18 protein-coding genes are annotated in these 23,635 nt (G+C 66.1%); 4 read left to right on the top strand and 14 right to left on the bottom strand.

Annotated features, from left to right (window positions below):
- Nucleotides 1–11: 11 nt before the first annotated feature.
- The 5 genes from rpfF to betI form a co-directional block, all read right to left on the bottom strand.
- On the bottom strand, nt 12–881 hold the full coding sequence (gene rpfF, locus AC5P9N_RS12500; RefSeq protein WP_065183661.1) for a diffusible signal factor synthase RpfF: 870 nt from the start codon (nt 879–881) through the stop codon (nt 12–14).
- Nucleotides 882–1,081: 200 nt separating this feature from the next.
- Nucleotides 1,082–2,758 carry a long-chain fatty acid--CoA ligase gene (locus AC5P9N_RS12495; protein ID WP_012480081.1) on the bottom strand — a complete coding sequence of 559 codons (1,677 nt, stop codon included), beginning with the start codon at nt 2,756–2,758 and terminating at the stop codon, nt 1,082–1,084.
- Nucleotides 2,759–2,980: 222 nt separating this feature from the next.
- Complete coding sequence (gene betA, locus AC5P9N_RS12490; RefSeq protein ID WP_012480082.1) at nt 2,981–4,663, bottom strand: choline dehydrogenase; 1,683 nt, start codon at nt 4,661–4,663, stop codon at nt 2,981–2,983.
- A gap of 101 nt (nt 4,664–4,764) precedes the next feature.
- A complete protein-coding gene (gene betB, locus AC5P9N_RS12485) occupies nt 4,765–6,237 on the bottom strand; it encodes a betaine-aldehyde dehydrogenase (protein ID WP_005409500.1) in 1,473 nt (490 codons plus the stop codon).
- A gap of 38 nt (nt 6,238–6,275) precedes the next feature.
- Nucleotides 6,276–6,866, bottom strand: a complete 591-nt coding sequence (gene betI / locus AC5P9N_RS12480; RefSeq protein WP_005409501.1) for a transcriptional regulator BetI — start codon at nt 6,864–6,866, stop codon at nt 6,276–6,278.
- 170 nt (nt 6,867–7,036) lie between these two features.
- Here betI and AC5P9N_RS12475 point away from each other — a divergent pair, with 170 nt between their 5' ends.
- A complete protein-coding gene (locus tag AC5P9N_RS12475; protein WP_005409502.1) occupies nt 7,037–8,587 on the top strand; it encodes a BCCT family transporter in 1,551 nt (516 codons plus the stop codon).
- A 151-nt stretch (nt 8,588–8,738) separates the two neighbouring features.
- On the opposite strand, the gene acnA is transcribed toward AC5P9N_RS12475, so the two are convergent.
- Nucleotides 8,739–11,492 carry an aconitate hydratase AcnA gene (gene acnA, locus AC5P9N_RS12470; RefSeq protein ID WP_065183660.1) on the bottom strand — a complete coding sequence of 918 codons (2,754 nt, stop codon included), beginning with the start codon at nt 11,490–11,492 and terminating at the stop codon, nt 8,739–8,741.
- Between the two features lie 260 nt (nt 11,493–11,752).
- On the bottom strand, nt 11,753–12,124 hold the full coding sequence (gene bamE, locus AC5P9N_RS12465; protein WP_005409504.1) for an outer membrane protein assembly factor BamE domain-containing protein: 372 nt from the start codon (nt 12,122–12,124) through the stop codon (nt 11,753–11,755).
- Nucleotides 12,125–12,315: 191 nt separating this feature from the next.
- Between bamE and AC5P9N_RS12460 the strand changes: the two genes are divergently transcribed.
- From AC5P9N_RS12460 to acnB, 3 genes are read left to right on the top strand one after another with little or no spacing between them, the layout of a single operon-like run.
- A complete protein-coding gene (locus AC5P9N_RS12460) occupies nt 12,316–12,540 on the top strand; it encodes an AbrB/MazE/SpoVT family DNA-binding domain-containing protein (RefSeq protein WP_005409505.1) in 225 nt (74 codons plus the stop codon).
- Nucleotides 12,541–12,546: 6 nt separating this feature from the next.
- Nucleotides 12,547–12,945 (top strand): type II toxin-antitoxin system VapC family toxin, encoded by a 399-nt coding sequence (locus AC5P9N_RS12455; RefSeq protein WP_005409506.1) that lies wholly within the window; start codon nt 12,547–12,549, stop codon nt 12,943–12,945.
- 43 nt (nt 12,946–12,988) lie between these two features.
- Nucleotides 12,989–15,580 (top strand): bifunctional aconitate hydratase 2/2-methylisocitrate dehydratase, encoded by a 2,592-nt coding sequence (acnB, locus tag AC5P9N_RS12450; protein WP_005409507.1) that lies wholly within the window; start codon nt 12,989–12,991, stop codon nt 15,578–15,580.
- Between the two features lie 91 nt (nt 15,581–15,671).
- Here acnB and AC5P9N_RS12445 read toward each other — a convergent pair whose 3' ends face one another.
- The 7 genes from AC5P9N_RS12445 to AC5P9N_RS12415 all read right to left on the bottom strand — a co-directional run.
- Complete coding sequence (locus AC5P9N_RS12445; RefSeq protein WP_099484317.1) at nt 15,672–16,616, bottom strand: hypothetical protein; 945 nt, start codon at nt 16,614–16,616, stop codon at nt 15,672–15,674.
- A 90-nt stretch (nt 16,617–16,706) separates the two neighbouring features.
- A complete protein-coding gene (locus AC5P9N_RS12440) occupies nt 16,707–18,293 on the bottom strand; it encodes a hypothetical protein (RefSeq protein WP_099484318.1) in 1,587 nt (528 codons plus the stop codon).
- A 92-nt stretch (nt 18,294–18,385) separates the two neighbouring features.
- On the bottom strand, nt 18,386–19,459 hold the full coding sequence (locus AC5P9N_RS12435) for a protein-glutamate methylesterase/protein-glutamine glutaminase (RefSeq protein WP_099484319.1): 1,074 nt from the start codon (nt 19,457–19,459) through the stop codon (nt 18,386–18,388).
- Complete coding sequence (gene cheD, locus AC5P9N_RS12430) at nt 19,456–20,052, bottom strand: chemoreceptor glutamine deamidase CheD (RefSeq protein ID WP_005409511.1); 597 nt, start codon at nt 20,050–20,052, stop codon at nt 19,456–19,458. Before cheD ends, AC5P9N_RS12435 begins: the two co-directional genes overlap by 4 nt.
- Nucleotides 20,049–20,918, bottom strand: coding sequence for a CheR family methyltransferase (locus AC5P9N_RS12425; protein ID WP_043035401.1), 870 nt, complete (start codon nt 20,916–20,918; stop codon nt 20,049–20,051). Before AC5P9N_RS12425 ends, cheD begins: the two co-directional genes overlap by 4 nt.
- A gap of 37 nt (nt 20,919–20,955) precedes the next feature.
- On the bottom strand, nt 20,956–23,226 hold the full coding sequence (locus tag AC5P9N_RS12420) for a methyl-accepting chemotaxis protein (RefSeq protein ID WP_099484320.1): 2,271 nt from the start codon (nt 23,224–23,226) through the stop codon (nt 20,956–20,958).
- Between the two features lie 297 nt (nt 23,227–23,523).
- The coding region (locus AC5P9N_RS12415; protein WP_495201421.1) for an IS3 family transposase at nt 23,524–23,635 on the bottom strand (112 nt) is incomplete at its 5' end.

Genomic DNA, 23,635 nt, shown 5'->3' with positions numbered 1-23,635 from the left:
CCGCCAGACGATCAGGCCGGGTCGCCATTGCGTCGGGCCTGCGCCCGTACCAGCCGATCCATGGTGCGCAGGGACTTCTCGCCGAGCTGCATCGCAGTGTCTACCCAGATCTCGGTGATCCGCATCATTTCATGCAGCGGCACCATGGTGGCGATCTCGTTGACCTCACGCATCGCCGCCCAGGCGTGCGGGATGCGTCGGCTTTCCTTGATCACCTGTTCGACTGCGGCAACACCTTCGCCCACCGGCACCACGATGTCGACCAGGCCCATTTCCTTCAGCTGGCTGGCGGTGTAGAGGTTGCCTTCCAGCATGATCTTCTCCGCCAGCCGCGGACTGATCCGCTGGCACAGGAAGGAGTAGGCGCCCATGCCGGGGAACAGGTCGAACAGCACCTCCGGCAGGCCCATCAACACGCCTTCCTCGGCGACGATGGTGTGGCAGCTCAGTGCGGCCTCGAAGCCGCCCCCCAGTGCATTGCCCTGGACCAGGGCGATGCTGTGGGCACGGGTGCCCAGGCCGGCATGGAAGGCATGCACGCCGCGCACGCAGCGCTGGGCATAGTCGAGCAGGCGGGCGCGGTCGCCCTCGCGGATCAGGCGGCAGAACAGTTCGAGATCGCCGCCCAGGTTGAACACGTCGCTGTCCGAGGCAAGTACGACATGGGGTGACAGAGTGTGCGAGGCGCTGAGGCGATCGCCCAGTTCGCGCTGGTAGTCGACGATGTCATCGACCAGGCGTGAGGCGAAGCACGGCCGGCCTGGCTGGTTGACCAGGTTGGCGTGCATATGGATCCAGTAAACATCCCGCTCGGGTTCTTCGGTGATACGCAGGGTAGGGTGCTGCGAGGGACGGGTAATGATGGGGCGTACTGCAGACATGGGAGTTCTCCGTGTGACCGTCCGGCCAACCGCAGAGCGGACGGAGAGGAGTGAGGGGGCGAGCTGAACATGCGGCGGCGACTGATTCTATGCACCCGTCGTGAACCGCCCGCAAGCGCCGGGCCGGCCATGTTCCGGCAATAAAAAGACCCCGCCGTCTCCGGCGGGGTCCCCTGTACTGTCGTGCCGCCCGGAAACCCTTACTGGGCGGGCGTATCACGCAGCTCGCGACGGAGAATCTTGCCGACGTTGGTCTTCGGCAGCTCCTTTCGGAATTCTACGATTCTGGGGTGCTTGTAACCGGTCAGGTTGGCCCGGGCATGTTCCTTGACCATTTCCGCGGTCAGGTTCGGGTCCTTCTTCACGATCACGACCTTCACGACCTCGCCGGACTTCTCGTCCGGGACACCGACCGCAGCCACTTCCAACACGCCGGGCATCATCGCGATGACGTCCTCGACCTCGTTCGGGTACACGTTGAAGCCGGACACCAGGATCATGTCCTTCTTGCGGTCGACGATATAGAAGAAGCCCTGCTCGTCCATCTTCGCCATGTCGCCGGTGTGCAGCCAGCCGTCGGCGTCGATGGCGGTGGCGGTTTCCTCCGGGCGCTGCCAGTAGCCCTTCATCACCTGCGGGCCCTTGATGCACAGCTCGCCCACTTCGCCCAGCGCCAGGATGTTGCCGTTGTCGTCCTTGATGCACGCATCGGTGGACGGGATCGGCAGCCCGATGGCGCCGTTGTACTCGGGCAGGGTGAGCGGGTTGATGCAGGCCGCCGGCGAGGTCTCGGTCAGGCCATAGGCTTCGACCAGGGTCACCCCGGTGACCTTCTTCCAGCGTTCGGCCACGGCACGTTGTACCGCCATGCCGCCGCCGAGGGTGAACTTGACCGAAGAGAAGTCGATCTCGTCGAAGCCGGGCGTGTTGAGCAGGCCGTTGAACAGCGTGTTGACGCCGGTGATGGCGGTGAAGCGGGTGCCCTTGAGCTCCTTGACGAAGCCCTTCATGTCGCGCGGGTTGGTGATCAGGTGGTTGCAGCCACCGAACTTCATGAAGACCAGGCCGTTCGCGGTCAACGCGAAGATGTGGTACAGCGGCAGGGCAGTGATGATCACTTCCTTGCCCGGCTCGATGCCCGAGGTGGACAGCCACGCCGACGCCTGCTGCATGTTGGCGATCAGGTTGCGGTTGGTCAGCATCGCGCCCTTGGCCACGCCGGTGGTACCGCCGGTGTACTGCAGGAAAGCGATGTCGTCGTGGTCGATCTCGACCTTCGGAAGCGCGTGGCGGCTGCCCAGCTTGAGCGCCTGCCTGAAGCGGACGGCGCCCTTGATGTGGTAGTTGGGCACCATCTTCTTGACGTACTTCAGCACGAAGTTGACGATCGCGCCCTTGGCGCCGAGCAGGTCGCCCAGGCCGGTGGTGACCACGTGCTTGACCGGCGTATCGGCGATGACCTGTTCGACGGTGTCGCCGAAGTTGTCGACCACCACCAGCGCACTGACGCCCGCGTCGACCAGCTGGTGCTTGAGTTCGCGCGCGGTGTACAGCGGGTTGACGTTGACCACGGTCAGTCCGGCGCGCAGCACGCCGAAGGTGGCCACCGGGTACTGCAGGCAGTTGGGCATCATCAGGGCGACGCGGTCACCCTTCTTGAGCTTGAGCTCACCCAGCAGGTAGGCGGCGAACTGGGTGACCAGCGCATCGGTCTCACCGTAGGTGAGCACTTTGCCGAAGCTGGAGTAGGCCGGACGGTCGCGGAATTTCGCGACGGAAGCGTCGAAGACCGAAGCTACCGAATGGAACTCGTTGACGTCGATTTCGGCGGGAACGCCTTTCGGATAGCTCTGCAGCCAGGGACGATCCAGACTCATATTCCCCCTCCAGGAATCGTGATGTATTAGGTTCCGGCCCTGAGCGTAGCGACAATGGCCGTTCATTGCAGCATACCCCGCCGTAGGGAAAACGCGAAGAGGCCCCGAAGGGCCTCTTTGCTTGGTCGTGCCGGCCGCTGGCCGGCGTCTGCGCTCGATCGGGATTCCGGTGGATGCCGGCCAGCGGCCGGCACGACCGTGTCGCCAAGCCGGGCGCTTGCGTCAGTCCTGCTTGCGCACCGGTGCACCGTTGGCCTTGTAGTACGGCGCGGTGCTGCGGGCCAGCGGGGTGCGGCCGCGGATCACGTCGGCCAGCTTCTCGGCCATCATGATGGTCGGCGCGTTGAGGTTGCCGGTCACCACCTGCGGCATGATCGAGGCATCGACGATGCGCAGGCCTTCCAGCCCGTGCACGCGGCCCTGGCCGTCGACCACCGCCATCGGGTCATCGGCGTGGCCCATCTTGTTCGAGCACGACGGGTGGTAGGCGGTCTCGGCATGTTCGCGGACGAACGCATCGATCTGCGCATCGGTCTGCAGCGCGCTGCCCGGGGAAATCTCGCGGCCGCTGTACGGTGCCAGCGCCGGCTGCGCGAAGATCTCGCGGGTGATGCGGATCGCCGCGCGGAACTCGCGCCAGTCCTGCTCATGCGACATGTAGTTGAAGAGGATGCTCGGATGTTCGCGCGGATCCTTCGAACGCACGTGGATGCGGCCGCGGCTGGGCGAGCGCATCGAACCGACGTGCATCTGGAAGCTGTGCGCCTTGATCGGGTTGGAGCCGTTGTAATTGATCGCCACCGGCAGGAAGTGGTACTGCAGGTTCGGCCAGTCGAATTCGGCGTCGCTGCGGATGAAGCCGCCGGCCTCGAACTGGTTGCTGGCGCCGATGCCGGTGCCCAGGAACAGCCACTCGGCGCCGATGGCCGGCTGGTTGTACAGCTTCAGTGCCGGTGCCAGCGAGACCGGCTTCTTGCACTCGTACTGCAGGTACATCTCCAGGTGGTCCTGCAGGTTGGCGCCGACGCCCGGCAGGTGGTGCACCAGGTCGATGTCCAGGCTGCGCAGCAGGTCGGCCGGGCCGACGCCCGAACGCTGCAGGATCTGCGGCGAGGCGATGGCGCCGCCACACAGCAGTACTTCGCGGCGCGCGGTGGCACGCTGCGGCTGGTCGTTGCGCAGCCACTGCACGCCCACCGCACGCTTGCCCGAGAACAGGATGCGGTCGGTAAGCGCGTGGGTGACGATGGTCAGGTTCGGGCGCGGCTTGGCCAGGTCCAGGTAACCACGGGCGGTGCTGGAGCGACGGCCCTTCGGGGTCACCGTGCGGTCCATCGGGCCGAAGCCTTCCTGCTGGTAGCCGTTGAGGTCGTCGGTGCGCGGGTAGCCGGCCTGTACGCCGGCTTCGACCATCGCAGCGAACAGCTCGTTGTTACCGGCCTTCGGCGTGGTCACGCGCAGCGGGCCGTCGCCACCGTGGTAGTCATTGGGGCCGATGTCACGGGTTTCCGCCTTGCGGAAGTATGGCAGGCAGTCCAGGTAGGTCCAGTCTTCCAGGCCCGGCATGCTGGCCCAGTTGTCGTAATCCATCGCGTTGCCGCGGATGTAGCACATGCCGTTGATCAGCGACGAGCCGCCCAGGCCCTTGCCGCGGCCGCAGTCCATGCGGCGGTTGTTCATGAAGGGCTCGGGATCGGTCTTGTACGCCCAGTTGTAGCGCTTGCCCTGCAGCGGGAAGGCCAGTGCCGCCGGCATCTGGGTACGGAAGTCGAGCCGGTAGTCCGGGCCACCGGCTTCCAGCAGCAGCACGCTGACATCGGCATCTTCGGTGAGGCGGGTAGCCAGCACGTTGCCGGCCGAACCGGCGCCGATGATGATGTAGTCGTACTCGTTGTGGGTGCTCATGGGTGTCTCCTGCAGGCCGGGGCGCGCTGCGTGCAGGCGTCCCGGCGGAATGTCGGATCGGCGCGGTGGCCGGACGAGGGTGCGCGCTCGGGGCGCGCCGGTCAGAACACGCTGGCGTAGTCGCCCAGTTCCACCTGCACCGACTTGATGCGGGTGTAGTGGCCGAGGGTGGAAATGCCGTTCTCGCGGCCGACGCCGGATTCCTTGTAGCCACCGACCGGCATTTCGGCCGGAGACTCACCCCACGTATTGATCCAGCAGATGCCGGCTTCCAGGCGGTGTATGATGCGGTGGGCGCGGCTGATGTCCTTGCTGACCACGCCGGCGGCCAGACCGAAGGTGGTGTCGTTGGCGCGACGCACCACTTCGTCTTCGTCGTCGTAGGCGAGGATGCTCATGACCGGCCCGAAGATCTCTTCCTTGACGATGGTCATGTCATCGCGGCAGTCGGAGAACACGGTCGGCAGAACGTAGGCGCCATTGGCCAGCGCGCCTTCGGTGGCACGGCCACCGCCGGTCAGCAGGCGGGCGCCTTCGGCCTTGCCGCTTTCGATGTAGCGCAGCACGTTTTCCATGTGCGGGAAGCTGGTCAGCGGGCCGAAGTTGGTTTCGGCGGCCATCGGGTCGCCGATGCGGATGCGCTTGACGCGCTCGACAACGGCGGCCTCGAACGCGGCGAGCATGCTGCGCGGCACGAACACGCGGGTGCCGTTGGTGCAGACCTGGCCGGAGCTGAAGAAGTTGGCCATCACCGCGATGTCGGCGGCGCGGTCCAGGTCGGCGTCATCGCAGATCACCAGCGGCGACTTGCCGCCCAGCTCCATGGTCACTTCCTTCAGTGAGGAGGACGCGGCGCTGGCCATGACCTTCTTGCCGGTGGCGACGCCGCCGGTGAAGGAAATCTTCTCGATCACCGGGTGCTCGGTCAGCCACTGGCCGATCTCGCGGCCCGGGCCCTGCACGACGTTGAACACGCCAGCCGGCACGCCGGCTTCGGTGTAGATCTCGGCCAGCCGGATCGCGGTCAGCGGGGTCACTTCGGAGGGCTTGAACACCATCGCGTTGCCGGCAGCCAGCGCCGGGGCCGACTTCCACATGGCGATCTGGATCGGGTAGTTCCAGGCGCCGATGCCGGCGACCACGCCCAGCGGCTCGCGACGGGTGTAGAAGAAGCTCGATTCGCGCAGCGGCAGCTGGATGCCTTCGATGGCGGTGGCCAGGCCGGCGTAGTACTCGACCACGTCGGCGCCGGTGACGATGTCCACGGTGGTGGTTTCGGCCAGCGCCTTGCCGGTGTCCAGGGTTTCCAGGTGGGCCAGCTCGTCGTTGCGCTCACGCAGGATCTCAACGGCGCGGCGCAGGATGCGCGAGCGCTCCATCGCGGTCATCGCGGCCCACACCTTCTGGCCTTCGGACGCGCTCTGCACGGCACGCTCGACGTCGGCCTGGCTGGCAACCTGCACTTCGGCGATCACCTCACCGGTGGCCGGATTGACGGTCTTGAAGGTCTTGCCGCTGGTGGCATCGACGCGCTGGCCGTGGATGTAGAGCTGTTGGACGGGCAGGGTGGTCATGGGGCGTACTCCTTGGAAGGGGGCGGGTGCTGGAGCGCTTATAGCGCGACAGCCTGCAACTGGAAGTCGATGTAGCCGTAAGCGATGCGCCGGGACTTCTCGGCGTTGAACTGGCCGCCGACCAGGCTGCCGCGCAGCCACAGGCCATCGATCATCGCGGCCAGCCCGCGGGCGGCCAGGCGGGCCTGCGGGTGGGGCAGCAGGCGGTTGAACTGGTGGCACAGGTTGGAGAACAGGCGCTGGTCGTTGGCGCGCTGCAGCCGGGCCAGTTCCGGCTGGTGCATGCTCGCGGCCCAGAAGGTGAGCCAGACGCGCATCGCGGTGCCGTTGATCTGGCTGTCGTCGAAGTTGCCGTCGACGATGGCGCGCAGCTGCTCGCGTGGGTCGTCGCTGGCGTCGGCGCGGTAGCGGGCGACCGCGTCCTTCAGCTCGCGCAGGATCTGCCGCATTGCAGCATTGAGCAGGCCGTCCTTGTCGCCGAAGTAGTGGGCGACGATGCCGCTGGACAGCCCTGCCTTCTTCGCGATGGTGGCGACGGTCGCATCGGCCATGCCGATCTCGTCGATGGTCTGGAAAGTGGCTCGGATCAGCTGTTCGCGCCGTACCGGTTCCACGCCTTTCTTCGGCATTGTCTCTCCACGGATTGCGACCCGAAGGATCGGGCTGCCCGCCATTATGCTTTTTATTGATTGAACGTTCAATCAATAAACCCTAGGATGCGCTCGCGCCCCACGCCATGGGCCCGGTTTACCGGTCCGGCCCCGCCCATGTGCTCCCTCGGACTTGATGAGACGACCCCATGTCTTCCCTGGCTCATCCCAAGCGTTCGCCCCTGCGCTTGAACCGTTTTGTCTTCTTCAGCTCCTCGGTGTCGATCGGCATCCTCGGGCTGCTCACCGTTCTCTATCCCGAAGGCAGCGAGCACTGGCTGCAATGGGCGCAGGCCGAGGTGTCGGCCGCGTTCGGCTGGTGGTACATGCTGCTGATCGTGCTGTGCCTGGGCTTCGTGCTGTGGCTGGCGTTCTCGCCGTATGGCCGCATCCGCCTGGGTCACAACGAGGAATCGCCGGCCTTCGGCTACGTCGCCTGGGTCTCGATGCTGTTCTCGGCCGGCATCGGCATCGCGCTGCTGTACTACGGCGCCTACGAGCCGCTGGACCACTTCCTGCATCCGCCCGGGCAACCCGGCGGCACCGTGGCCGCCGGCCGCGAGGCGATGGTGCTGACCTTCCTGCACTGGGGCCTGCACGGCTGGGCGCTGTATGCGCTGGTCGGCGTGGCACTGGGCTATTTCGCCTACCGCCGTGACCTGCCGCTGGCGCTGCGCTCGGCGCTGTACCCGATCTTCGGTGAGCGCATCCATGGTCGCATCGGCGACATGGTCGATGGCTTCGGCATCCTCGCCACGCTGATCTCGATGGTCACCAACCTCGGCATCGGCGCGCTGGTGGTGCAGTCCGGCCTGGTCTACCTGTTCCACATCCCGGATACGCCGCAGGTGCTGGTGGCGATCGTGCTGGTGATGATGGTGGTGGCCACCATCGGCGTGGTCGCCGGTGTGGAGAAGGGCATTGCCTGGTTGTCCAACCTCAACGTGCGCCTGCTGTGCGGCCTGCTGCTGTTCGTGCTGGTCACCGGCCCGACCCTGCACCTGTTCGATGGCCTGATCCAGAACACCGGCGATTACCTCGGTGCGTTCGTGCGCAAGAGTTTCGACATGTACCTCAACGACCCGAAGGGCCGTGAGTGGATGGGCTCGTGGACGCTGTTCTACTGGGCCTGGTGGATCGCCTGGGCGCCGTTCGTCGGCCTTTTCGTGGCACGCATCTCGCGTGGCCGCACCATCCGCGAAGTGATCATGGGCGTGCTGCTGATCCCGCTCGGCTTCACCCTGGCGTGGCTGTCGATCTTCGGCAACACCGCCATCGACCTGGTGCTCAACCATGGCCAGGCGATCCTGGGTGACGTGGCCCAGCACGATGCGGCGATGACGCTGTTCAAGCTGCTGGAATACCTGCCCGCCGCGCCGTACGTGGCCGGTGCCGCGGTGGTGATCGGCTTCGTGCTGTTCCTGACCCCGGTCGATTCGGGCACGCTGATGATCGCCAACCTGTGTACCCGTCGCGTTGACGATGGCGTGGAAGACGGTCATGACGCGCCGATCTGGCTGCGCGTGTTCTGGGCCGTCGGCATCACCGTGGCCAGCGTCGGGCTGCTGCTGGCCGGCAATTTCAGCGCAATGCAGACGGCGGTGGTGCTGTGCGGCCTGCCATTCTCGTTCACCCTGGCGTTCTACATGTGGGGCCTGCTGAAGGCGCTGCGCACCGACCCGGACGCGCCGCGCCGCTGAGCGCGCACCTGGCGCCCATCCCGGTGCCGCCGGAGATGCGGTAGAGCCAGGCCATGCCTGTCTGCAGAGAAACAGGAAGGGCCGGATCCGCGAGGATCCGGCCCTTTTGTTGGGTAGTCGACCAGCAGTCGACTCTACCGAGAGCGGAACGTTACTTGCTGGCCAACTGGCGCAGCACGTACTGCAGCAGGCCACCATGACGGAAGTACTCGACTTCCTTCGGGGTCAGCAGCATCACCGACACCTCGAAGGTCTTCTTCGTGCCGTCGGTCTTGGTCGCGGTGACCGTGGCGCGCTTGCTGGCACCGTCCTGCAGGCCGGTGATGTCGATCACTTCCGAGCCGTCCAGGCCCAGGCTCTGCGCGTTCTCGCCGTTGCGGAACTGCAGCGGCAGCACGCCCATGCCGACCAGGTTGGAGCGGTGGATGCGCTCGAAGCTTTCGGCGATGACCGCCTTCACCCCCAGCAGCAGGGTGCCCTTGGCAGCCCAGTCACGCGACGAACCGGTGCCGTATTCCTTGCCGGCCAGCACCACCAGCGGCACCTTGTCGGCCTTGTACTTCATGGCCGCATCGTAGATCGCCAGCTTTTCCGGCTGGCCGCCACCGGCCGGGTAGTACAGGGTGTTGCCGCCTTCCTCGCCACCGAACATCAGGTTCTTGATGCGGATGTTGGCGAAGGTGCCGCGGACCATCACGTCATCGTTGCCGCGGCGGCTGCCGTAGCTGTTGAAGTCGGCCGGCTGCACGCCGCGCTCCTGCAGGAAGCGGCCTGCCGGCGAGTCCTTCTTGATGTTGCCGGCCGGGGAGATGTGGTCGGTGGTGATCGAATCGCCGAACAGGCCCATCACGCGTGCGCCGTGCACGTCGTCGATGCTGCCGGTCTGCATGGTCATGCCATCGAAGTACGGCGGGTTCTTGATGTAGGTGGACGCATCGCTCCACGCGTACAGGTTGCCGTCCGGTGAGGCGATGGTGTTCCAGCGGGTGTCACCCTTGAACACATCCGCGTAGTTCTGCTTGAACATCTCCGGGCCGATGGTGGCGGCGATGACGTCGCCGATTTCCTTGTTGCTCGGCCAGATGTCGCGCAGGAACACTGGCTGGCCATCGCTGCCGGTACCCAGCGGCTGGGTGGTCAGGTCGATGTCGGTGGTGCCGGCGATGGCGTAGGCCACCACCAGCGGCGGGCTGGCCAGGTAGTTCATCTTCACTTCGGGGTGCACGCGGCCCTCGAAGTTGCGATTGCCCGACAGCACCGAGGTGACCACCAGGTCGCCGGTGGCGATGCCGGCGCTGACTTCGGTCGGCAGCGGGCCGGAGTTGCCGATGCAGGTGGTGCAGCCGTAGCCGACCACGTAGAAGCCGATCTTTTCCAGCTCCTTCAGTACGCCGGCCTTTTCCAGGTAATCGGTGACCACCCGCGAGCCCGGCCCGAGCGAGGTCTTCACCCACGGCTGGCGGTTCAGGCCCTTGGCGGCCGCATTGCGGGCCAGCAGGCCGGCGCCGATCATCACCGCCGGGTTGGAGGTATTGGTGCACGAAGTAATGGCAGCGATGACCACCGCGCCGTCCTTCAGGCGGACCTTGCGGCCTTCGATCTCGATGTCGGCGAAGCCCTTGGCCAGCTGCTCGTTGCCGACCGCGGCGCCGCCGCCTTCGTTGACGAACGAGGAGACGTCGTCGCTGCGCTTGTCACGGTTGGCGGTCATGCCGACCAGGGCTTCACGGTAGTTCTTCTGCACGTCTTCCAGCAGCACGCGGTCCTGCGGGCGCTTCGGGCCGGCCAGCGACGGCTTCACCGTGCCCATGTCCAGTTCCAGCGTGGTGCTGTACTGGGCGTGCGGGCTGCCCGGCTCGTGCCACAGGCCCTGCGCCTTGGCGTAGGCCTCGACCAGGTTGATCTGCTCTTCGCTGCGGCCGGACAGGCGCAGGTAGTTCAGCGACTCGGCGTCGATCGGGAAGATGCCACAGGTGGCGCCGTATTCCGGGGCCATGTTGCCGATGGTGGCGCGGTCGGCCAGCGGCAGGTGCTGCAGGCCGTCACCGTAGAACTCGACGAACTTGCCGACCACGCCCAGCTTGCGCAGCATCTGGGTGACGGTCAGCACCAGGTCGGTGGCGGTGGCACCCTCGGGCAGCTTGCCGGTCAGCTTGAAGCCGACCACCTGCGGGATCAGCATGGACGATGGCTGGCCGAGCATGGCGGCCTCCGCTTCGATGCCGCCCACGCCCCAGCCCAGCACGCCGATGCCGTTGATCATCGTGGTGTGGCTGTCGGTACCGAACACGGTATCGGGGTAGGCCACGGCCTTGCCATCCTTGTCCGCGGTCATCACCACGCGGGCGAGGTTTTCCAGGTTCACCTGGTGGACGATGCCGGTGTTCGGCGGCACCACCTTGAAGTTGTCGAAGGCCTTCTGGCCCCAGCGCAGGAAGCCGTAGCGTTCCTGGTTGCGCTGGAATTCGATCTTGCCGTTGAGGTCCAGTGCGTCCGGCTTGCCGAACACATCGACCTGCACCGAGTGGTCGATGACCAGCTCGGAAGGAATCTGCGGGTTGATCTGCTCCGGCGAGCCGCCGAGCTTGACCACCGCATCGCGCATCGCGGCCAGGTCGACCACGCAGGGTACGCCGGTGAAGTCCTGCAGGACCACGCGCGCCGGCATGAAGGCGATCTCGGTGTCCGGTTCTGCCGCCGGATTCCAGCGGGCCACGGCTTCGATGTGGTCCTTGCCGACGGTGATGCCGCCGTCCTCGTGCCGGAGCAGGTTCTCCAGCAGGATCTTCATCGAGTAGGGCAGGTGGGAGATATCGAAGCGCTGGCCCAGCGTGGGCAGGCTGAAGTAGTCGTAGGTCTTGCCGCCGACGTTCAGCTGGCTGCGGGTGGAGAACGAATCGCTCATGCGGGGTAACTCCTTCTTGCGGATGGCTTGCTCTGGCCCGTGCGTGCAGGGGCCTGCTTGCGGTCGCCGGTGGCATTCCGGCCCCGGATCCTGCCCAGTATCGGCGATCCAGCGCCCGGCAATGACCCGGCTGGCTTGGAACGCAAGGTTACAGCGGTGTGTGTAGCCTTCGTGTCAGCGCGTGCGGTCGTCGCCCGCTGGCCCGAACGCAGACGGGACGCCCATGGGCGTCCCGTCCGGAAGTGCGTGTCGAGCAGGACTTACTTGCCGTTGGCGGCATCCAGCAGCGGATTGCCGGTCTTGCCAACAGCATTGCTCTTGGACTTGGCCGTCAGCACACCCTGCTTGTTGAATTCCAGGACGGTCGCTTCCTGGATGTTCTTGCCGAAGGTCTTGATCTTCACGTAGTCGTAGTACCAGACCTGGGTGTCGCCCAGCTGTTCGCGGCGGCCGGGTGCGCCGAACTTCTCACGGACCTGGTCCTGGCTGGTCTTGCCGACTTCCAGGGTGTCCATCTGCTGTTGGGTGATCTCGACGCCGGTGGTGTAGGCGCCGAACGGATTGGCGTGGGCTGCGGTCGTCGAAAGGGCCAGCGGGGCAGCCAGCATCAGGGCAAGGGTCAAGGCGCGCATGGAACATCCTTTTATGGCGGGTAGGTGCGGGCGGCACGCGGTGCGTCCAGCCCGGGGCCGCAGCAGGTCGCTGCGGAGCCAGTCTAACCCCCGGATGCGACCAGCGCAGGATCGCGGTCACGGATTGGCCGGGTTTGTTCCAGATACTGCAAGTATGTATAATTCATGCATACTTTTTGAGGCGTACCCCCATGGAAGCCACCGTTGCTGAACGCGGACAGATCACCCTGCCCAAGGCGGTGCGTGATGCCCTCGGCCTGACCAAGGGCACGCTGCTGAAGGTCGAGCTGGACGGCAGCCGCATCATCCTGCGCAAGAGTGTTGACGATGCCATTTCACGGGCGCGCGGCAAGTTCGCGCTGGACGGCTTCGAATCGTCCGACGCGGCGGTGCGCGCGGTGCGTGACGAGGAGTAAGCCGTGATGATCGCCGTCGATTCACCGGTGCTGGTCGAGCTGCTCAGCAATGGTCCGCAGGCCGATGCCGTGGAAGCCATCCTCAGGCAGAGCCTGGTCGGTGGCCGCGTGGTGGTCTGTGGCGCGACGTTGGCCGAAGTCTGCGCATCGCTGCGCGGCGGTGCCGAAGTGCTCGAAGCGCTGGAAGAGATGGGTGTGCATTTCAATCCGATGGAAGCCAAGTCGGCACTGCGCGCCGGCGAGATGCACCGCCGTCATCGCCAGCGCGGCGGCAGCCGCCGCAGCCTGGACGAATTCATGGTCGGCGCCCACGCACTGCTGCAGTGCGACGGCCTGATCACCTGGAACGACACGTTTTACCGCGACTACTTCAAGGGCCTGAAGCTGATCGTGCCGCAAGCCTGAGCCCACTTTGTTATTTCAACCTACGCATTACCCGGGAGTTGTCATGTTGGAAGCCTACCGCCACCACGTCGCCGAGCGCGCTGCGCTTGGCATCCCGCCGCTGCCGCTGAGCGCGCAGCAGACGGCCGATGTCATTGAACTGCTGAAGAACCCGCCGCAGGGCGAGGCCGAGTTCCTGCTCGACCTGCTGACCCACCGCGTGCCGGCCGGCGTCGATGACGCAGCCAAGGTCAAGGCCTCGTACCTGGCCGCGATCGCGCTGGGCAGCGAGCAGAACCCGCTGATCAGCCGCGAGCGCGCCACCGAACTTCTGGGCACCATGCTCGGCGGTTACAACGTTGCGCCGTTGGTGCAGCTGCTGGACGACACCAGCGTCGGCACCATTGCTGCCAATGGCCTGAAGAAGACCCTGCTGGTGTTCGACGCGTTCCACGACGTGCAGGAAAAGGCCAAGGCCGGCAACGCCAACGCCCAGGCCGTGCTGCAGAGCTGGGCCGATGCCGAGTGGTTCACCAGCAACCCGGAAGTGCCGCAGAGCCTGACCGTCACCGTGTTCAAGGTGCCTGGCGAGACCAACACCGACGACCTGTCGCCGGCACCGGATGCGACCACCCGCCCGGACATCCCGATGCACGCCCTGGCGATGCTGAAGAACAAGCGCGACGACGCGCCGTTCACCCCGGAAGAAGACGGCAAGCGCGGCCCGATCCAGCAGATCCTCGACCTGAAGGACAAGGGCCACCTGGTTGCCTATGTCGGCGACGTGGTCGGTACCGGCTCCTCGCGCAAGTCGGCCACCAACAGCGTGCTGTGGTGGACCGGTGATGACATTCCGTTCATCCCGAACAAGCGCGCCGGTGGCGTCTGCCTGGGTTCGAAGATCGCCCCGATCTTCTACAACACCATGGAGGATGCCGGCGCACTGCCGATCGAGCTGGACGTGTCGAAGATGGAGCACGGCGATGTGGTCGAGCTGCGTCCGTACGAAGGCAAGGCGCTGAAGAACGGTGAAGTGATCGCCGAGTTCCAGGTCAAGTCCGAAGTGCTGTTCGACGAAGTGCGTGCCGGTGGCCGCATTCCGCTGATCATCGGCCGTGGCCTGACCGGCAAGGCGCGCGAAGCGCTGGGCCTGGCCCCGACCAACCTGTTCCGCCTGCCGGTGCAGCCGGCCGACACCGGCAAGGGCTTCTCGCTGGCACAGAAGATGGTCGGCCGCGCCTGTGGCCTGCCGGAAGGCCAGGGCATGCGCCCGGGCACCTACTGCGAACCGAAGATGACCTCGGTCGGCTCGCAGGACACCACCGGCCCGATGACCCGTGACGAGCTGAAGGACCTGGCCTGCCTGGGCTTCTCGGCCGATCTGGTGATGCAGTCGTTCTGCCACACCGCCGCCTACCCGAAGCCGGTGGACGTGAAGACCCACCACACCCTGCCGGAGTTCATCTCCACCCGTGGCGGCGTTTCGCTGCGCCCGGGCGACGGCGTGATCCACAGCTGGCTCAACCGCATGCTGCTGCCGGACACCGTGGGTACCGGTGGTGACTCGCACACCCGCTTCCCGGTGGGCATTTCGTTCCCGGCCGGTTCGGGCCTGGTCGCCTTCGCTGCGGCCACCGGCGTGATGCCGCTGGACATGCCGGAGTCGGTGCTGGTGCGATTCAAGGGCAAGATGCAGCCGGGCGTGACCCTGCGTGACCTGGTCAACGCGATCCCGCTGTACGCGATCAAGTCGGGCCTGCTGACCGTGGCCAAGGCTGGCAAGAAGAACATCTTCTCCGGCCGCATCCTGGAAATCGAAGGCCTGCCGGAGTTGAAGGTCGAACAGGCGTTCGAACTGTCCGACGCCTCGGCCGAGCGTTCGGCGGCCGGTTGCTCGGTGCGCCTGAACAAGGAACCGATCATCGAGTACCTGACCAGCAACATCACGCTGCTGAAGTGGATGATTGCCGAGGGCTACCAGGATCCGCGTTCGCTGCAGCGTCGCATCGAGAAGATGGAGGCGTGGCTGGCCAACCCGCAGCTGCTGGAGCCGGATGCCGACGCCGAGTACGCCGCCGTCATCGAGATCGACCTGGCCGACATCCACGAGCCGATCGTGGCCTGCCCGAACGATCCGGACGACGTGAAGACCCTGTCCGAAGTCGCTGGCGCCAAGATCGACGAAGTGTTCATCGGTTCGTGCATGACCAACATCGGTCACTTCCGTGCCGCTGCCAAGCTGCTGGAAGGCAAGCGTGACCTGCCGACCCGCCTGTGGGTGGCCCCGCCGACCAAGATGGACGCCTCGGAGCTGACCAAGGAAGGCGTGTACGGCACCTTCGGCGCCACCGGCGCCCGCATGGAAATGCCGGGCTGCTCGCTGTGCATGGGCAACCAGGCGCAGATCCGCGAAGGCTCCACCGCGATGTCGACCTCGACCCGCAACTTCCCGAACCGCCTGGGCCGCAACACCAACGTGTACCTGGGTTCGGCCGAACTGGCCGCGATCTGCTCGCGTCTGGGCCGCATCCCGACCAAGGAGGAGTACATGGCGGACATCGGCGTGATCAACGCCAATGGTGCGGAGATCTACCGCTACATGAACTTCGACCAGATCGAGGAATACCAGGACGTGGCCAACACGGTCGCTGCCTGATGCGGTAGTGCCGGCCGCTGGCCGGCACGCCGTTGAAACGAAGAACCCCCGGTGAGAGCCGGGGGTTCTTCGTTTGGGGGCGTACCCAGGTTCAGGCCTGGGTAACGGCCGCCGCTTCCTCGGTCACGGCCGGCGTTTCCGCCGGAAGCTCGGCTTCCACCGCAGGCTGCGGCAGAGCGCCATGGTCGGGGAACAGGCGGGGCAGCTCAGCCACGAAACGCGCGATGCAGGCCTCGGCGAACTCACGCGACGCCACCTTGGCCTTCGCATAGTCGTCTGCCTGCCATTCCTGCAGCGGGGCAACCCGTGCTTCGTCCCTGCAGTGCACGCCCTGGCCGCCACTGGCGCTGCGGAACAGCTTGCGCACCACCGGGAAGCCGATGGTTACATCGTGGCGCAGCTCGTAGGGGGTCTCTGCATCGCTGAGCTTCTGGTACACCAGCGACCACTGGCCGGCGCTGGCTTCCACGGTGCGCTCGTCGCTGGGAATGGCGCCGGGGTGGGCCGCGAAATAGAGTGCCAGCTGCTCGCGGATCATGCCGGGCAATGCGCCGAAGGCCGGGCTGGGCACAGAGTGGATGTCCTCGCCACGGACGTTGTTCTTGCTGAAGCTGTTGCTGGTACCGATGTCACCCACGCCAGTGACGAACGCCAGAGCAGACAGGCCGACCTTGGCCGCGGTGACGGCAGCGGTGTCGGCACGCATCACCAGTCGCAGCACGTGATCGCCCACGCGATTGCCGTTGGGGCCTGCACCCAGTCCGGAGGTGACCTTGATGTGCTGCAGGCTGCTGTAGTCGACAGGAGGTGCCACGGCGGCTGTGACATTCCCGATGGCCGGATCGGCCGCGGTGGGGGCGTGCGTCGCGTCTGGCGCCGTCGCCGCATCCGTTGCTGGATCGAGCGTTGATCCGCTGGTGACCGCGGAATCCACGGCAGGCGTGGGGGTGGGTGCTTCGTCGTCGGCGTAGGCCGACGGCGCCAGCAGCAGGGCGGCCGCGATCGCGGCGGTGAGGCAGGTTGGGCGTAATGCCACGGTAGTACTCCTTGGGGAAACGAAAATGAGGCGCTGTGTGCGCTCCGGTGGTTGATGCCCGGCGAACGCCGAAGGTAGGGGAGCGATTGCTCAGCGCGGCGCGAACTCCCTGATCGGGAACGCATTGCAATGGGCGATCGCAGCGGCGATGTCGACCGGAGCATCGGCGGCGGCACTGCGGCGCCTGTTCACCGTGGCCGCCTCTTCCCACAGGCTGGGCAATACCTGCGGTGCGTCCAGTACGCGTTCGCGCACGGCATCGTGAAGGGCGCTGCTGTAATCGGTAGCCGGTACCACCACGCACAGGCGTGTGCCGGGGTTGCTGCTGGCCTGCTGCAGCATCTTCCGCAGTGCCTCGGTGCTGCCCGCGTCGTCGGTCAACCGTTCCGGTGCGCTGCCCTGGCGGGCATCCTGGATCTGCAGCTGGCCTGGGCTGAACAGCAGGACCTGCATGTCCTGCCGCGGTTCAACGCGCACCGGCGCACGCGTGCCCTCACAGGTGCTGGGGGTCTTGCGCGCGACCTGTGGCGTCGTGCTGCCATCGGCGTGTACCTGGCGCAGATGCAGGCGGCACATCTTGTCGGCCACTTCCATTTCCACTTCGTAGTCCTGTCCGGGCCTGGCCACGAACTGACCCGACAACTGCCCGTCGCAGTACATGCGGCTTGATGCGTCGAAGCGCGCTTCGACGATCAGCGGCTTGCCGCCGGCGACTTCGTACTCCTGGTAGCTGAGCATGGAGAACCGCTCGTTCTCCTTGCTGCGCAGGGTTTCCGTGGCGGGGATGCCGAGCACGCCCTTGTCACCGGCGTTGTTGTACTTGACGTCGATCCTGTCGCGGTAGTCCTCGCGGCAGGCGGCGTCGGTGTACAGGGTGGTGGTCCGCCCCAGGCTGGCATAGATGCGCACCCGTGCCGGCGGCACGGCACCGCCTGCGTAGGCCGTGAGATCTTCAGCAGCAAGCGGGCGAGGGTACATCGCCGGTATCCGCTTGATGAGCTGCTCGGTGCACTTCATCGTGATCACCTGGGCGGCAATCTTGAGCCTGGCGTAGTCATTGGCCTGCCACTCGCCCAGGGTCGCCCGGTCGTCGCTGTCACTGCATCTGATGATTTCAGCCAGGGTGCCATCGGCACGGCGTTGCTCGATGGTGCTGACGTGGTTGAGGCGGTAAAGGGGATCCTTCCGCGTGTTGCCCTGGTGCACCAGTGCCCAGGTGTCTGCACTGAAACGCAGGGTGCTGCTCTGGTTGGGCAGCGCGTCGGGCGCATAGCTGAAGTAGCCACCCACCAGCGCCCTGGCTACGTTGGGCATCAGCGTGATGGCGGGGCTGGCCTGGCTCTCGACGATGCTGCCGGGCAGGGTGTTGCGCCGGAAGTAGTCCGGCTCATTGCCGCTGAAGAGCAGTGCGAGGCCCTTTGGCGTGAGCGACTCGCTGTCATCGGGGGTGACGATGCGCAACGCCACGTCGGGTGCGTGGAGGCGCTTCGATGCGGTATCCGGACCACTCTGGATGTGGACGCGATCGGTCCAGGCGGTGCCCTTTGCGACGGGGGCGAGGGGAAGGCCCGGGGTGGCCTGCGGCGGTGCCGGCACGCCGGCAGCGGTAGCTGCCAGCGGAGCCAGCAGAGCGGCCGCCAGCAGTGACGGTTGGTAACGGAAGAGACGCAGGGCCATGGTCAAACTCCTTGGAAAACACGACAGCCGTGCCGGCCCTTCCGGGGCCGGCATCTGAAAGAGGGAATCAGGCGGTGCGATGCCGCGGACGATCAGCCGCGGGCGAGCGTCAAGAGTCGTTCGGCGATCCGTTCCAATGGCACCTGTTCTTCGGCCGCTCCTAGTTTGAAGGCAGCGCCGGGCATGCCCCAGACCACGCTGGTGGCTTCATCCTGGACCAGCGTCGGCGCGCCGGCCTGGCGCATTTCCAGCAGGCCGCGCGCGCCATCGTCACCCATGCCGGTGAGGATGGCGCCGATGGCGTTGCCGCCCGCGCTCTGCGCGACCGAACGGAACAGCACGTCCACCGCGGGCTTGTGACGGTTCACTGCAGGGCCATCATCGACGCGGCAGCGCCAGCGCGCACCGTCGCGGATGATCCGCAGGTGCTTGCCGCCCGGTGGCAGGTAAGCATGGCCAGGCAGCACTGCCTCGCCGTCGCTGGCCTCACGCACGGCCATCGCGGAATGCCGGTCCAGGCGTTCGGCGAAGGCGCTGCTGAAGCTGGCAGGCAGGTGCTGGGTCATCACCACGGCAGGCGCATCGGCCGGCATGCCTTCCAGCACCACGCGCAGCGCCTCGGTGCCGCCGGCCGAAGAACCAATCGCGATCAGGCGGTCGGTGGTGCGGAAATGCGGTGCAGCCGGGCGCATTGCAGGAGCTGCTTCCAGCAGGAGTTTCGGAGCGGCAGCACGCACCAGCGGGCGCACCCGCGAGCGCGCCGCCATCTTCACCTTGGCGATGATCTCGTCGGCGTAGCCCTGCAGGCCGCGTGCGACGTCCAGCTTGGGTTTGGAGACGAAGTCCACGGCGCCCAGTGCCAGTGCCTGCAGCGTGGTATCGGCGCCGCGCTCGGTCAACGAGGAAATCATCACCACAGGCAGTGGATGCAGCCGCATCAGGTTTTCCAGGAAGGCGAGGCCGTCCATGCGTGGCATTTCCACGTCCAGCGTGATCACGTCCGGGGCCAGGCGCTTGATCTTCTCGCGCGCCAGCAGCGGGTCGGCAGCGGTGCCGACCACGTCGATGGCCGGATCGCTGGACAGGATTTCCGTGAGCATCTGGCGCACGACGGCGGAGTCGTCGACGATCAGGACCCGGCAGGGGGCGTTGCCGGTCAGGGTCATTCGAACAACTCCACGCCACCGGTGACCGGGGCCTTGGACAGGCGCGCACGCACTGCCGATTCGGTGGCAGCCACTTCGGCTTCGTGGGCATGCGGCAGGCGCTGCACCACCACGCGGCCGGTGTCGGCGAAGAACCAGATCTTGCGCGGATGGATGCCGCACAGGTCCTCGGCGATGATCGGAATATGCTCGGCCTGCAGGTACTGGCGCACGAACTCGGCGTTACGGGTACCGACCGGATTGCTGGTGAAGCCCTTCAGTACGTTGGCGCCGCCGAACACCTTGGCCTCGATGCGCTTGCGGTGCGCGCCGCGCTTGAGCATGTCGTTGATCAGCAGTTCCATCGCATAGCTGCCGTAACGCGCGGGCGCGCCGTCGCCGGCGTTGCCCTCGGGCAGCAGAAAGTGGTTCATGCCGCCGATCTTCAGCACCGGGTCGCGCAGGCAGGCGGCCACGCACGAACCCAGGGTGGTGGTCAGCGCGGTGGTGTCATCGACCACCAGGTACTGGGTGGGCAGCAGCTTGGCGGCAAGGGTCTGGAAGCGTGCATCCTGGTAGCGCATCACGTCGTCGGTACGCAGTGAGGCGTTCATGCGCCGGCCTTTGCCGCGCGGCGGTACAGGGTGCGCCCGCAGGGCTGGATCAGGTCGGCGGCATGCAGGTAGTTCTCCGAGTGTCCGGTGTAGAGCAGGCCATCGTCGGCCAGGTGCTGCACCAGGCGGCCGAGGATGGCGCGCTGGGTCGGCTTGTCGAAGTAGATCATCACATTGCGGCAGAACAGCGCGTCGAACGGGCCGCCGACGTCATAGCGCGGGGCGAGCAGGTTCAGCGGACGGAACTCGATCAGCTCGCGCAGCGCCGGCAGCACGCGGCACTGACCCTCGTTGGGACCGCTGCCACGCTGGAAGTAGCGGCGGCGCAGGTCCGGGTCGAGATTGGCGACACGGTCGATGTTGTAGACGCCGCGGTCGGCGGTGGCCAGTACCTGGGTATCGACGTCGGTAGCGACGATGCGCACCGGCGGCTTCAGCGTACCGAAGGCTTCGCAGGCGGTGATCGCCATCGAATAGGGTTCCTCACCGGTGGACGCCGCGCACGACCACAGCAGCAGCGGCGAACGGCTGGAACGCTGCTGCAGTTCTTCGCGCAGCTTGTCGAAGTGGTGCGGCTCGCGGAAGAACGAGGTCAGGTTGGTGGTCAGTGCGTTGGTGAAGGCCTGCCACTCGTCACCGTCTTCCTGCTCAAGATGGTCCAGGTACTGCTGGAAGCTGCGCATGCCCAGCGTGCGCAGGCGGCGCGACAGGCGGCCATAGACCATGTCGCGCTTGGCCGGTGCGAGGGCGATGCCCACGCGCTGGTAGATCAGGTCGCAGACGCGGCGGAAATCACGGTCGGCGAACTCGAACTCGCGCGGGCCGGTGACGATGGGAGTAGGACTTTGCACGGGGGACGTGTCCATCGGCAGAGGCGGCGGCCGAAGCCGCCGCGGGTGGGTCTCAGAATTCCTGCCAGTCGCTGTCGCTGGCGGCGAAGGTGCTGGCGTTGCTGCTGCGACGTACCGGCGTGGGCGTGCTGGTCGGCTGCGGACGTGCCACGGTGGTGATGCGCGCCGGTTCCACGCGTTCGGCGACAGCCTTCACCGCGGCCGAGACCTGGTTGTCGAGGCGGAAGATCGCCACGGCGTCGGCCAGCTGCGCGGCCTGGTCTTCCATCGCACGTGCGGCGGCGGTGGCTTCTTCCACCAGTGCAGCATTCTGCTGGGTGGTCTCGTCCATCTGCACCACGGTCTGGTTGACCTGCTCGATGCCGGCCGACTGTTCCTGCGAGGCGGCGGAGATCTCGGCCATGATGTCGGTCACGCGCTGCACCGAGGCGACGATCTCGCCCATGGTGCTGCCGGCCTGATGCACCAGGCTGGAGCCTTCGGCGACCTTGCCGACCGAATCATCGATCAGGCCCTTGATCTCCTTGGCCGCCGCAGCCGAACGCTGGGCGAGCGTACGCACTTCGCTGGCGACCACGGCGAAACCACGGCCCTGCTCGCCGGCACGCGCGGCTTCCACTGCGGCGTTCAGCGCCAGGATGTTGGTCTGGAACGCGATGCCGTCGATGACGGAGATGATCTCGGCGATCTTCTTCGACGAGGCTTCGATGGCCGACATGGTGGTGACCACCTGGCCGACCACCTCGCCGCCCTGCGAAGCGACACCGTGCGCGCCGATGGCGAGCTGGTTGGCCTGCCGGGCGTGCTCGGCGTTCTGGCGCACGGTGGAGGTCAGTTCCTCCATCGAGGCGGCGGTCTCTTCCAGGTTGGCGGCCTGCTGCTCGGTACGGCGCGACAGGTCGCTGTTGCCGGACGCGATCTCGCCAGCGGCGAGGGTGATGCTGGAGGCACTGGCCTGGATCTGGCCAACGATCTGGGTCAGCTGCGTAACGGTGGTGTTGGCATCGTCGCGCATGCGTGCGAACACGCCCTGATAGTCGCCGTGCATGCGTGCGGTCAGGTCGCCTTCGGCGATGGCCGACAGCAACTGCGAGAGCTTGCCGAGGTTGTCATCGCTGACCGCCATCATTGCGTTGAGGTTTTCCAGCATCAGGCGGAAATCGTGATCAAAGCGCTGCGCATCACCGCGCTGGCTGAAGTCGCCGGCGGCGGCGGCACTGGCCAGCTGCTTGATCTCGGCATTGATGCGGCCGAGGTTGGCCTTGACGGTGTCGACGGTGGTGGTCATCGCCGCCTTTTCGCCGGGGTAGCGGGCGATGTCGCGGCTCAGGTCGCCGACTGCGTACTGCTGTACCACGTCCAGCACGTCATGCAGGGTCTGCACATGGCTGCCGACCAGGGTGTTGGTCTCCTGCACCATCAGCCCGTACTCGCCGGGGAAGACACTGGCGTCGATGCGATAGCTCAGTTCGCCGGCATCGTGACGGCGGGCCATTTCGCGCTGGCCGCCGATGACCGCATGCAGCTGCTGCTGCATGCCGGACATGGCCTCCAGCAGGCGACCGGGTTCGTCATGCGGCTGCGGGCCGATATGGCTGTCCAGCTTGCCATTGGCGATGCCTTCGGCGACGGCGGTAGCCTGCTTCAGCGGGCGCGCGATACGGTTGCCGATGACCCAGCTCAGGGCCAGCACGATCAGCACCAGCACACCACCGGAGATCGCCATGATGGCGGTGAACACCAGCGCCTGCCGCTGCACGTCGTCCATGTAGACGCCGCTGCTGACCACCCAGTTCCACGGCGCGAACAGGCCGGCGTAGGCGACCTTCTCGACCTCGCCCTTGCTGCCCGGCTTGGCCCATCGATAGTTGACGAAGCCACCGCCGGCCTTGGCCGCTTCGACCTGGTCGTAATAGATGCGCACGCCGTCGTCAGTACGGAAGTCCTTCATGTCCTTGCCGACCAGGTCCTTGCGGAACGGGTGCATCAGCAGGCGGTAGCCGGTGTCGTAGATGTTGAAGTAGTACGTATCGTTCTCGGCACGCATCACTTCCAGGGCCTGCAACGCGGCGCTCTTCGCGGCGTCCTCGCTGAGTTCGCCGGTGCCGGCCAGGCGGTGGTAGTGCTGGAGGATGCCGTAGCTGAGTTCGACCTGGGTCTTCAGCGCGGTCTTGCGGGTCTCGGTGAGGTCCAGGTACTGCATGCGGGCGGCGATCACCGAGAGCGCGATCACGCCGAGCGCGATGAGCAGCGTCAGCAGGTTGAGCTTGCGCCGGACGGAGAGATTGCTGAAGTAGTGTTGCCAGCGATGCAGGAGATTCATCGAGCAGGACCAGGTCGAAACGGGCGGGCGGCGCCGAGCCGGTCAGCGGCGGGATACGCCGTGACAACCCCGTTATCGGCCGCTGGGGCGGGGGATTGAGGTGCGGTGTCCGAACGTATTCAGGTTTTCTTGCAGCGGCGGCTGCGGCGCTGCCTGCGGCAGGCTGGTTTTGAAGCAACAGCAACAGCAACGGCGCTTGGTCGGTGGTCAGGGGTTGCGAGAAGGGCCGGGCCAGGATGGGTTGGCGGGGGACGCCGTAAACCCGTCCTTGAAGTGACCCCCGAGACTTGGACGGGGTCAGGCGGCCGATTGGGCCCGCTCCCGGTACTCTACCGGGCTCAGACCTTTCAGTTTCAGTTTGATGCGCTCCTGGTTGTAGTACTGGATGTATTCCACCAGCCCAGCCTCC

Source organism: Stenotrophomonas sp. YJH_SMC_6, from assembly GCF_059371335.1.
This window is presented reverse-complemented; position numbering and strand designations above follow the sequence as displayed.